Origin of the sequence: Enterobacter sp. GER_MD16_1505_Eko_090 (assembly GCF_003331015.1) — a bacterium.
Classification (GTDB): domain Bacteria; phylum Pseudomonadota; class Gammaproteobacteria; order Enterobacterales; family Enterobacteriaceae; genus Enterobacter; species Enterobacter roggenkampii.
In genome coordinates this window covers 44967-57201 of sequence record NZ_PUQF01000020.1, presented here as the reverse complement: position 1 = coordinate 57201, position 12235 = coordinate 44967, and the positions used below count along the sequence as shown (strand labels likewise).

Below are 12235 nucleotides of genomic sequence, written 5' to 3'. Positions count from 1 at the left end.
TCCGCGCCGCCGGGGAAAATGCCGGATATCGCTGCGCGTATCCGGCCTGGGAAGCAGGTGCCTTACATCTTTTTCGAACGCAGAGCCGCCTGATGTCCTGCAAGGGTACCAAAAATGATGATATCTGCCACTGCGTTACCGCCGATACGGTTGCCGCCGTGGATCCCGCCGACCACTTCACCGGCCGCAAACGCACCTGGCAGCACGTTGTGGTTGCTGTCCAGCACGCAGGTTTCGGTGTTGATGGTCACGCCGCCCATGGTGTGGTGCACGCCCGGTGCAATCTGAATGGCGTAGAATGGCCCTTCATTGATTGGCGCACGCAGCGCGGTGGTACGTCCAAAGTCGTCATCGTGCTGTTTTTCAACGAAACCGTTGTAACGTTCCAGGGTCGCCAGGAAAGCGTGGTAATCCATGCCGAGCGCTTCCGCCAGCGCTTTTGGCGAGCTGGCGCTGGTCACGAAGCCTTTAGCGATGTACTCATCCGCGGCTTTGTTTTTGGCGCGAACATGCTCGTCAAAGACGATGTACGCGTATTTCTCCGGCAGGGCGATGATTGACGCCGAGACTTTATCGCGGGTCGACATTTCGTTGTAGAAGCGTTCCCCTTTCTGATTGACCAGAATCGCCCCGCCGCCGCGGATGGATTCGGAAATCAGGTACGAGGTTTTCTGCTCAACGGTTGGGTGGATCTGGATCTCGCCCATATCAACCGTACCTGCCCCGATACGCTCCAGCAGCGCGATGCCGCCACCGGTCGCCCCTTTATGGTTGGTGGTAACGAACCCTTCCAGGTCAGGGCGGTATTTCACCACCATCTGGCTGTTAGCGCTGAAGCCGCCGGTGGCGACAATCACGCTTTTCGCTGCCACGGTGAGGGTTTCGTTCTCTTCGGTGGTCAGGCGCACGCCGGTCACTTCGCCGTTTTCGAAGATGATGTCGCTGACGGAGGTATCCAGCATCACCTCGATGTTGCGTTTGTTGACGTTACGCACCAGGCCGCTGATCAGGTAGCCGCCGACCGCTGAGCCGTCTTTTGGACGGTGGGTACGGTCAATGCTCATCCCGCCGGTGGTGGTGATGTCGTTCAGCATGATGCCGCGGGTTGCCAGCCATTCAATCGCCTGCGGCGCGTTCTCAACGAAGCGGTGCAGCAGTTCCGGGTTGTTCTTGTTGCCGCCACCTTTCAGGCTTTCCTGGTAGAACAGCTCTTTGCTGTCCTGAATGCCCTTCACGCGCTGGAAGCGGGTTTCTGCGGCGTTCATCCCGGCAGAGGCTTTAATGGTGTTGCCACCGATGGTTGGCATTTTCTCAACTATCAGCACGCTCGCGCCTTCGTCGTGCGCCTGAATCGCCGCCGCCAGACCGGCGCCGCCGCTGCCGACAACCACCACGTCCACGCTGCGGGTTTCGTTCGGGTCAACGCCCTCTTCCGCGGCCAGCGCTTTGCTGGATTTCAGCATCGCTTTAGAGACCGCTTTCTTCACCGCCTCGCTCTGGCTGGTGGCGCCGGTGATGGCATCCACGTGCGGGGTGTTGGCATCCAGAATGCGGGTACGGATCTCTTCAAAGCTGGTGACAAACTCAACGTCTTCGCTCGGGCCAGAGGCCAGCTCGATGTCTGCAATGCGGTCAGTTTCCAGACTGACGTTAATCACCAGCTCGTTCGCGTCGTCCTGCACCTTCTCAGTAAACATGCCCGGTTTGAATTTCGACTCGCCCATGCTCATGTCGCGGATCATCGCTTCCACCAGCGAGAAGCGCCAGAGCGGCTCAGGAATGTTCAGCGCCTCGCGCTGGGTGCTGTCCATAAACAGCTCCAGGTTTTCCCCGGCCGCGATGCGGTCGGTCCAGTCCGGGTAAGCGATGGTGGCACGGCCAACGGCAATCAGGTCGTAACCGTGGTCCAGCGCTTCATTGGCATCGGCGGCATTCACCACGCCGCCCACGCCCATCACCGGTACCTGAGCCAGCGTTTCAGAACGCATCGCGCAGTATTTTTCGATAAGCGGCGTCGGGTCCTGGGTGTCAACAATGGAAGGACGCAGGGTCGCGCCGACGGAGAAGTGGAGGTAGTCCACGCCGCGAGCCGCCAGTTTTTCCAGCAGGTACATGGTGTCTTCAAAGCGGATGCCCGGCACTTCAAGCTCTTCAGGAGAGAAGCGGTAGCCAATAATAAAGGCGTCGTCCGCGTACTGGCGCACCATTTTGTGGGTGATATCCAGTACTGCCAGCGGGAACTTCGCGCGGTTGTCGCGGCTGCCGCCCCACTCGTCATCGCGCTGGTTAGAGTTTGGCGAATAGAACTGCTGAATCAGATAGGTGTTTGCCCCGTGGATTTCCACGCCGTCGAAGCCGGCCTGGATGGCGCGGCGCACCGCTTCACCAAACTTGCCGATCATGCCTTCGACTTCTTCGCCAGTCAGTGCCACTGGCGTTGCTGCGCCCTCACGCGGCGCGGCAACAGCGCTTGGGCCAACCGGCGTACGGCCACCGATCAGTTTCGGGTCGACCATGCGGCCGCCGTGGTAGATCTGCAGCAGGGCTTTAGATCCTTTGGATTTGATCGCCTCCGCGATTTTCGCCAGCCCGGCAATTTTCTCGTCATTATCAATCCCGATCGCGCCCGGGAAGGCGAGACCGAGATCGTCGACGAAGCAGCACTCCACAATAATGGTACCGATGCTTCCGGAACGGGCACGATAGTACTCCACCAGTTCGCTGGTGACGGTGCCGTCGTAATAGCCGGTGCAGGTGGTCATAGGGGCCATTAACAAACGGTTTTTCAGTTCAGTGCCATTCGGTAATGTGAAGGGGCTAAGAATACGTTCGTTAGTGCTCATAATTGAAACTCCAAACTTTTTAAAATTAAGAATTCGTTATCGGATTGATTTTTTAGTTCGTCGTTATTTGCCGATGTCATGATATTAATATAATGATTTTTTTAGTTTCTAAAGTTATTACGTTAGTTAAAAAACTATTTAATCCCTGCAATAACACAATTAACACATTGGTGTTAGCGAATGTCATTTAGCCATTCACAATAATTTAAAATTCGTTAAATAATGATTGGTAAAACCACTTCTCCAAATCACTAAAAACACCAAACAAAACAAACATATATAAAATCACAGAAAATAAAAATGTTACAAAAATGATAAAATAAACCAATAAAAAAGGGAATGCCCACATACGCCAGAGTGGTTATTAATAAAAGCATAAAAATATCGCTGCAATTCTATTTTTTTGATCGCGATCAATAGTTATGGCATCCAAAAGCGCAATATAAAAACATCATCAATTTTTAATTTAGCGCCTCCATAAAAGCGTTAAATTGCTATTACTGAAAATACAAAATCGCACCTTTAATAACTAAAAAAAGCAAAGAAGCTTAAGAAAGTGATTTTGTTTTTCAGTACGACCGAATCTTTGACAACTTAAGACGTGAAACTATGAATACAAAAACTGCTGTAACGCCCCCTGTGGCGAACCAGGCATCAAATGGAAACGCAAAACGTCTGCTGATGATGGCACTGCCCGTCATCGTCGCCGTACTGCTGCTGTTTGTTCCGGTACCGGAAGGCCTGCCTCCTTACGCGTGGCACTATTTCGCTATCTTCGTTGGCGTGATCGTCGGTTTGATCTTCGAACCGCTGCCGGGCGCGGTGATCGGTCTCACCGGCGTGGTCGCCATTGCGCTGTGCAGCCAGTGGGTGCTGTTTAGCCCTGAACAGCTGGCTGATCCGAAATTCAAGCTGGCGGGCGCCTCCTTTAAATGGGCGGTGAGCGGGTTTGGTAACTCTACCGTCTGGCTAATTTTCGGTGCCTTTATGTTCGCCGCAGGCTATGACAAAACCCGCTTCGGCCGCCGTCTGGCGCTGATTCTGGTGAAGTACCTCGGCCGTCGCAGCCTGACGCTCGGTTACGCCATTACGTTTGCGGACCTGCTGCTGGCACCGTTCACCCCGTCCAACACCGCGCGCAGCGGCGGGACCATCTACCCGATCATCGCTAACCTGCCGCCGCTGTACGGTTCAAAACCGAACGACCCAAGCGCGCGTAAGATTGGTTCGTATCTGATGTGGGTGGCGATCACCGCGGCCTGTATCACCAGCTCAATGTTCCTCTCCGCACTTGCGCCGAACCTGCTGGCCCTGGCGCTGGTGAAAAGTACGGTTGGAATCGATATCTCCTGGGGGACCTGGTTCCTCGCCTTCCTGCCGCTGGGTATCCTGCTGATTCTGGCCATGCCGCTGCTGGCCTACTGGTTCTACCCGCCTGAAGTGAAGGTAAACAACGAAGTGCCGCTGTGGGCGACCCGTGAACTGGAAAAACTGGGCAAACTGTCCCGCAATGAAATCCTGCTGCTGGTGTTCGTGTGCTGTGCGCTGCTGATGTGGATCTTTGCCGCCGCGTGGATTGAACCGGCTATGGCTGCCCTGCTTATCGTCGGCCTGATGCTGTGGACCGGCGTGCTGGAGTGGAACGACATCACCGGTAATAAAGCCGCGTGGAACACCTTCGTCTGGTTCGCCACCCTGGTGGCGCTGGCGGATGGCCTCTCCTCTACCGGCTTTATCAGCTGGTTAGGTAAAGAAGGCGGTCTGCTGATGAGCGGTATCTCTCCGGGCGTAGCGACCATCGTGCTGCTGCTGGCGTTCTACCTGCTGCATTACCTGTTTGCCAGCACCACCGCGCACACCACGGCGCTGCTGCCAGCGATGCTGACCATCGCCTCCACCATCCCGGGCATGAATATGGAAGTGTTCGTTCTGCTGATGGTGACCTCGCTGGGCGTGATGGGGATCATCACCCCGTACGGCACTGGCCCAAGCCCGATCTACTACGGTAGCGGCTACCTGCCAACCAAAGACTACTGGCGCCTCGGCACCATCTTCGGTGCCATCTTCCTGGCGGCCCTGCTGCTGATTGGCTATCCGTGGATGTCCATGATGTTCTGATTCCTGACCGCCGGACTTCTCCTCCGGCGGTTTTATTTTTTTGGAGCAAGCTATGTCAAACAAACCGTTTTTTTATCAAAACCCCTTCCCACTGGCGCACGACGACACCGAATACTATCTGCTGACCAAAGAGCACGTTTCCGTTGCCGAGTTCGAAGGCCAGGAAGTGCTGAAAGTGGAGCCGGAAGCGCTGACCCTGCTGGCGCAGCAGGCCTTCCACGACGCCGCATTTATGCTGCGTCCTTCCCACCAGAAGCAGGTTGCCGCCATTCTTGACGACCCGGAAGCGAGCCTGAACGATAAGTACGTTGCCCTGCAGTTCCTGCGTAACTCTGAAATCGCGGCCAAAGGCGTGCTGCCAACCTGCCAGGATACCGGCACGGCGATCATCATGGGTAAAAAAGGCCAGCGCGTCTGGACCGGCGGCGGTGACGAAGCGGCCCTGAGTCAGGGGGTGTACAACACCTACATTGAAGACAACCTGCGCTACTCCCAGAACGCGGCGCTGGATATGTATAAAGAGGTGAACACCGGCACCAACCTGCCGGCGCAGATCGATCTCTACAGCGTTGACGGCGATGAGTACAAATTCCTGTGCATGGCAAAAGGCGGCGGCTCTGCCAACAAAACCTATCTGTACCAGGAGACCAAAGCGCTGATCACCCCGGCGAAGCTGAAAAACTATCTGGTTGAGAAGATGCGCACTCTCGGTACCGCGGCCTGCCCGCCGTACCATATCGCGTTCGTGATCGGCGGTACCTCGGCGGAAGCGACGTTGAAAACCGTGAAGCTGGCCTCCACGCGCTACTACGACGCGCTGCCAACGGAAGGTAACGAACACGGCCAGGCGTTCCGCGACGTTCAGCTCGAACAGGAGCTGCTCCAGGAAGCCCAGAACCTCGGCCTCGGCGCGCAGTTCGGCGGGAAATACTTCGCCCACGACATCCGCGTGATCCGCCTGCCGCGCCACGGCGCCTCCTGCCCTATCGGCATGGGGGTCTCCTGCTCTGCGGACCGCAACATCAAAGCGAAAATCAACCGCGACGGGATCTGGATTGAGAAGCTGGAGCACAACCCGGGCCAGTACATTCCTGAATCACTGCGCCAGCAGGGTGAAGGCGACGTGGTCAGCATCGATCTGAACAAGCCGATGAATGAGATCCTGGCGCAGCTTTCCGCGCACCCGGTCTCTACCCGCCTGTCGCTGAACGGGACCATCATCGTGGCGCGCGACATCGCCCACGCGAAGCTGAAAGAGCTAATCGACAACGGTGAGGAACTGCCGCAGTACGTCAAAGATCACCCGATCTACTACGCGGGCCCGGCCAAAACGCCGGAAGGCTACGCGTCTGGCTCCCTCGGCCCAACCACGGCAGGGCGCATGGATTCGTATGTGGACTTACTGCAGTCCCACGGCGCGAGCATGATCATGCTGGCGAAAGGCAACCGCAGCCAGCAGGTGACGGACGCCTGCCATAAGCACGGCGGCTTCTACCTGGGCAGCATCGGCGGCCCGGCGGCGGTGCTGGCGCAAAACAGCATCAAGAGCCTGGAGTGCGTGGCGTATCCTGAGCTGGGCATGGAAGCTATCTGGAAGATCGAGGTCGAGAACTTCCCGGCGTTTATCCTGGTGGATGACAAAGGCAACGATTTCTTCCAGCAGATCCAGAACCCGCAGTGTAAAGGCTGTTCACAGCGCTGAGTGCTTCCATACGTCCGGCAAGAGCGACAGCGTTTCAGCGATTGTGCTGCGCTTGTCGCTCCCCGGCTTCCAGATGGTTACCATCGTCTGACCAATCCCCTGGCTGCCCACTTCGGTGTGCAGCCTTTTTACGTTTTGACACTGCCCGGCGTGAAAATGCGTCGGTAAGAATCCCCAGCCGCAGCCGCGCTCCAGCAGACCGCGCAGCATCTCCGGCTCATTGGTAAAGAGGGTATGCCCCGAAATCTGCAGGCGGCGCGCCACCGGCTCGTCCGAGGCGGGGTGCATGACGAGCTGAGGTACCAGGGAGAGATCGAGCAGCGACAGAGGGGAAGCACTGTCCGCAAACAGCCCGCTGGCGGCATAAAAATCCATCTCGATGGCACCCAGGGCACGCCACTCCATGTCGTTGCCCACGCTGCGGTTGCGCGCCTGGCAGATGGCCAGATCCGCGTCGTTATTCGCCAGCAGCCGTTCCGATTCATCCCGCGAGGCGCAGATAAGGCTCAGGCGGATTTTTCGCACCGCCATTTCAGCAATCACCCCGTGCAGAAAGGCTCTGGGCGTAAAAGGATCGTAGACCAGCGTCAGGTCCTGCGTGGCACCGTGCGGCACCTCTCTGGCAAACGCCTCAAAGGCTTTTACCTGCCGCATCAGGAGGTGCGCCTGGCGCTGAAGCTGTTCCCCTTCGGGCGTGAGCCGCAGGGTGCGGCCGTCGCGAATAAACAGCGCGTAGCCCAACCCATCCTCAAGAAAATCAACCAGATCGCGAAGCGTCGTGCGGTCCTTCTTCAGCGCCACCGCGGCTTTACTGAGGCTCCCATTCTCGGCCACGGCGGTAAATGCCTCGAGCTGTGCAAAAGAGTAAATCAGTCCCGCCACGCTACGCTCCCTCTGTTTTTTAGGGGGATTTTCCCCCACTACGCGTTTTTTATTATAGCCCCGGGGTTTTTAAACTGAAGCCGTTCTTAACCTGTAAGAGACGGATATGAAAAACAGAAAAGTAAACCATGCCGTGCTGGCGGGCCTTGTCTTCAGCACCCTGATCTCCCCTGCGGCAGTGGCGGCCTGTAAAGGCACCGACCTCAGCGCCTGCCCTGCCCCCTTCGACACCACGCTGCCTGACACCCATAAGATGCTCACCTGGAGTCAGGCCGATCGGGTGGTGGGCTTTCGCAATGACTACCGCAACTACACCGGGGATGTTTTCCGCCACGGTAACGCTGTGCCGCTGGAAATGTCGGACAAGCCGCTCACGGACGCACACTATCAGGTCAACGGCAGGCGCTTCGGCCTTAAGGACTACCTCCAGCGGCAGAACGTCAGCGGCATGCTGGTGCTGAAGGACGGCAAAATCGCCTGGAAGTATCTTGGAGAGGGCAATACCGACTCGACGCTCTGGACCTCGCGCTCGGTTGGGAAATCGGTGGTATCGGCGCTGGTGGGCGTGGCCCTCAAAGAGGGAAAAATTCACTCGCTCGACGATCGGATCACGCGGTATGAACCCGACTTGAAAGGCACCGCGTGGGACGGCGTGACGCTTAAGCAGCTTATCACCCATACCTCCGGCGTGGCCTGGAACGAGGATTACGCCAACCCTAAATCCGACTTTGCGCAGCTCACCGAGTGCGAGGCGAAGCCGGGTACCTATGACTGCGTGCGCAAGCTGGTGAAGGGGCTGCGCAGGGCGCACCCGGCCGGAGAGAACTGGTCTTACTCTTCGGGCGGCGCCTGGCTGCTGGGTGACGTGCTGGAGCGGGCCACCGGCATGACGCTCGCAGCCTATCTGGAGAAAAGCATCTGGCAGCCTTACGGCATGGCGAGCGACGGCGTGTGGCATGCCTACAGCAAAGGCCAGCACGACGTCGGCGCGCACGGCTTTAACGCCACGCCGGAGGACTGGGGACGCTTCGGGCAATTTATCCTGAACAACGGTACGTTACCGAACGGTAAGACCATCCTGCCGGAAAACTGGATCCGGCAGTCGTCAGGCTGGACGAAGGCCAAAGGCTCGGTCTCAGACGCCCATCCCGAGGGGCTGTACGGCTATCAGTGGTGGAACAATGAAGTGCCCGCCAACGCCGCGGGCGTAGAGCCGACGGCACAGGATTCGCTGAAAGGTTCGCTCTGGGCGCTGGGCATTTTCGGGCAGATGATCGTGGTGAACCCGAAGGAAAATCTGGTCATCGTCCAGTGGTCTACCTGGCCGCAGGCGGAACCGTCCTTCTGCGCCCAGCCGCTGGAAGCCTCTCTGATGTTTAGCGCGATTGCCAGGGCGCTGCGCTAAATTGCATCCGCCGGGTAATGACGCGGTTACCCGGCTCATTCTGAAACGCGCCTCTGCGCCACATCACAAAATCGTAATATCAGAGACTTACAGAATATTGGTGAATAAAAAACCAACATTTTGTTAAGTTATTGTTGCCATTAATGGTATTTATTCGCCGGATTATATTCATGCAAGAAATGCATCAGTCGATGCGGCATTTGCGCTTATCTAATTCCTCATCCTGATCCAGTTTTCAGAAACAGACGCGTAAAACGTCAACAATAAACTGGAGATAACCATGTTTTCCTCAACCTCACCTGCAACCGTACGGTCGAAGGCGGGCGCGATACTTCGCGTCACGTCCGGCAACTTTCTTGAGCAATTCGATTTCTTTCTGTTCGGCTTCTATGCCACCTACATCGCCCACACGTTCTTCCCGGCGAGCAGTGAATTTGCGTCGCTGATGATGACCTTCGCCGTCTTCGGCGCGGGCTTTTTGATGCGTCCAATCGGCGCCATTGTGCTGGGGGCTTATATTGACAAGATTGGCCGCCGCAAAGGGCTAATAGTGACGCTTTCCATTATGGCGGCAGGCACCTTCCTGATCGTGCTGATCCCGTCTTATCAAAGTATTGGGCTTTGGGCGCCGCTGCTGGTGCTGACGGGCCGTCTGCTACAGGGCTTTTCCGCCGGCGCGGAGCTTGGGGGCGTGTCGGTCTATCTCGCGGAAATCGCCACGCCGGGCCGCAAGGGCTTTTACACCAGCTGGCAGTCCGGTAGCCAGCAGGTCGCCATTATGGTCGCCGCCGCAATGGGCTTTGCGCTGAACGCGGTGCTGGAAGAGAGCGCCATTCGCGAATGGGGCTGGCGCATCCCGTTCCTGTTCGGCTGTTTAATCGTGCCGTTTATCTTTTTCCTGCGCCGCAAGCTGGAGGAGACGGAAGAGTTCAGCGCGCGCCGCCATCATCTGGAGATGCGCCAGGTCTTTAAAACGCTGCTCGCGAACTGGCAGGTGGTGGTCGCGGGCATGCTGATGGTGGCGATGACCACCACGGCCTTTTATCTGATCACCGTTTATGCGCCCACCTTTGGTAAAAAGGTGCTGATGCTGAGCGCGTCAGACAGCCTGCTGGTCACGCTGCTGGTGGCGATCTCTAACTTCGTCTGGCTGCCGGTGGGCGGTGCCCTGTCGGACCGTTTTGGTCGCAAGCCGGTGCTGATTGCCATGACCCTGCTGGCGCTGGCGACCAGCTACCCGGCCCTGACGCTGCTGGCGAACGCGCCCAGCTTCTCGATGATGCTGAGCGTGCTGCTGTGGCTCTCCTTCCTCTACGGCCTCTATAACGGCGCGATGATCCCGGCGCTGACGGAAATTATGCCTGCTGAAGTCCGCGTAGCAGGGTTCTCTCTGGCTTACAGCCTGGCAACGGCGGTGTTCGGTGGCTTTACCCCGGTGATGTCCACCGCGCTGATTGAATACACCGGTGACAAAGCCTCGCCGGGCTACTGGATGAGCTTCGCTGCGGTATGTGCCCTGCTGGCAACGCTCTACCTCTACCGCCGTCGCGCGATGTCGCTGCAAAATACCGTCAAGTCACAGGGGGCCGCATGAAACGCACGTCTCGCTATACCGCCAGCGCGCTGGTGCTGATGTTCCTGAGCGTGAGCGCCTGCGCGCAGGACGTGAAGGTCATGATTTCCGGCGGTTTCAAAGCCGCCCTGGAAAAGCTGGCGCCCGAGTATGAACGCCAGACCGGGGATAAAATTGTGGTCATCCCCGGCCCCTCAATGGGCAATACGCCGCAGGCGATCCCAAACCGGCTCGCGCGCGGCGAGAAGGCCGACGTGGTGATTATGGTGGGTGATGCGCTGGAGAAGCTCGAAAAGGCCAGCCAGACCCGGCCGGGTTCGCGAACGGAACTTGCGGACTCTCCCGTTGGCATGGTGGTAAAAAAAGGAGCGGATATACCGGATATCAGCAGCGACGCGAAACTGCGTGAAACGCTGCTGCAGGCCAGCTCCATCGCCTACTCTGATAGCGCCAGCGGCAGGTACGTCAGCCAGGGGCTGTTCAAAAAGCTGGGCATTGAAAAGGAGGTCGCCGATAAAGCGACAATGGTCGAGCGCATTCCGGTCGCCTCAGAAGTGGCAAAAGGAAAATACGCCGTCGGTTTCCAGCAGGTTAGCGAGCTGTTGCCGGTTCAGGGCGTCACCTTTGTCGGGAAAATCCCTGACAATGTGCAATACATCACGCGCTTCGCGGGTGCGGTCACTCGTCACGCTGAACATCCTGACGAGGGGAAAGCGCTGTTGACCTATCTCGCCTCACCGCCCTCACGCGCCGTCATCGAGAAGACGGGGATGATCCCCGTTACGTCCGGCGATACTGCTCGGTGATCTGCTTTTCCAGTTCAGCCGCAATGTAAGACTGGATGCGCCCCCGGCGCCGGATAAGCCCAACGGTGCGTTTCACTTCCGGCGCCACCAGCGGCAGATGCGTCAACAGCGTGTGCTCTGAGGTCGGCATTGACATGGCGGGAACGGCAGCGATGCCAATCCCCGCCTCTACCATACCGAGCATCGTGGTGACGTGACGCGTTTCGCAGACGCTGGGGCGCCCGGGAACTATATCCCCCAGCATCCGATCGAGCAGGTTACGGTTACCTGACGTTTTATCGAGGGAGATATAATCCTGCTGATAAAACGCCTGCCACGTCAGGTGACTCTTCTGCGCCACGGGGTGATCCTTTCGGCACGCCGCGACGTAGACATCCTCCACCAGCGGGAAAAACTCGATTTCAGACGGCAGGTTTCCTGCGAAGCAGATGCCGAAATCCGCCTGGCTGCGGGCCACGGCGTCAATCACATTGCTCGCGCTGCTGTCGATGAGCTTAATGCGAACGCGCGGATACCGAGACTGAAAACGCCGGATCTCGTCGGGCATAAAGTAACAGGCCGCGGAAGGGACCGCGGCAACCGCGATCAGCCCCGTCCGCTCTTCGCTGGCCTTATCGACATCCGCCAGCATTGACTCCACGCTGTCGAGCAGCTGCGCGGAGCGCTCGGCAAAGTTTTGCCCGTAGAGCGTCAGCGCCACGCGGCGGGTGGTGCGATCGAACAGCCTGTTTCCCAGCGCGGCTTCCAGCTTTTCAATCCTGCGGCTCAGCGCCGACTGGGATAAGCAGATAGATTCAGCGGCGACACGGAAGTTACCGTATTCCACTAACGCTCTGAAAGCATAAAGATCGTTAAGGTCAAAATTCACGGGCATGGCGTCTGGATGTCCTGTCAGGGAATACGCAA

At 57.7% G+C, this 12235-nt stretch carries 8 protein-coding genes; 5 read left to right on the top strand and 3 right to left on the bottom strand.

The genetic code is table 11. The features are described from left to right. Positions 1-62: 62 nt before the first annotated feature. Positions 63-2843, bottom strand: coding sequence for a flavocytochrome c (locus tag C6A40_RS20060; RefSeq protein WP_023293866.1), 2781 nt, complete (start codon positions 2841-2843; stop codon positions 63-65). Positions 2844-3452: 609 nt separating this feature from the next. On the opposite strand from C6A40_RS20060, the gene C6A40_RS20050 reads away from it, so the two are divergent. Continuing rightward, the gene (locus C6A40_RS20050) at positions 3453-4961 is read left to right on the top strand and encodes an anion permease (RefSeq protein ID WP_008500292.1); all 1509 of its coding nucleotides are present in this window, start codon (positions 3453-3455) and stop codon (positions 4959-4961) included. A 52-nt stretch (positions 4962-5013) separates the two neighbouring features. Continuing rightward, positions 5014-6663: a class I fumarate hydratase FumA gene (gene fumA / locus C6A40_RS20045; RefSeq protein WP_058657396.1), complete on the top strand. Its 1650-nt coding sequence runs from the start codon at positions 5014-5016 to the stop codon at positions 6661-6663. Here the strand turns inward: fumA and C6A40_RS20040 are convergent. Beyond that, complete coding sequence (locus tag C6A40_RS20040) at positions 6652-7545, bottom strand: LysR family transcriptional regulator (protein WP_045336397.1); 894 nt, start codon at positions 7543-7545, stop codon at positions 6652-6654. The two genes, fumA and C6A40_RS20040, sit on opposite strands and share 12 nt — an antisense overlap. 106 nt (positions 7546-7651) lie before the next feature. Between C6A40_RS20040 and C6A40_RS20035 the strand changes: the two genes are divergently transcribed. From C6A40_RS20035 to C6A40_RS20025, 3 genes are all read left to right on the top strand, one after another. After that, positions 7652-8950, top strand: a complete 1299-nt coding sequence (locus tag C6A40_RS20035; RefSeq protein WP_045336399.1) for a serine hydrolase domain-containing protein — start codon at positions 7652-7654, stop codon at positions 8948-8950. 280 nt (positions 8951-9230) lie between these two features. Then, positions 9231-10544 (top strand): MFS transporter, encoded by a 1314-nt coding sequence (gene tcuC, locus C6A40_RS20030; RefSeq protein WP_114191380.1) that lies wholly within the window; start codon positions 9231-9233, stop codon positions 10542-10544. After that, complete coding sequence (locus C6A40_RS20025; protein WP_039024963.1) at positions 10541-11329, top strand: substrate-binding domain-containing protein; 789 nt, start codon at positions 10541-10543, stop codon at positions 11327-11329. The genes tcuC and C6A40_RS20025 overlap by 4 nt, the downstream gene beginning before the upstream one ends. On the opposite strand, the gene C6A40_RS20020 is transcribed toward C6A40_RS20025, so the two are convergent. Next, positions 11304-12203 (bottom strand): LysR family transcriptional regulator, encoded by a 900-nt coding sequence (locus C6A40_RS20020; protein ID WP_045336401.1) that lies wholly within the window; start codon positions 12201-12203, stop codon positions 11304-11306. The genes C6A40_RS20025 and C6A40_RS20020 overlap by 26 nt on opposite strands. Between the last annotated feature and the right edge of the window lie 32 nt (positions 12204-12235).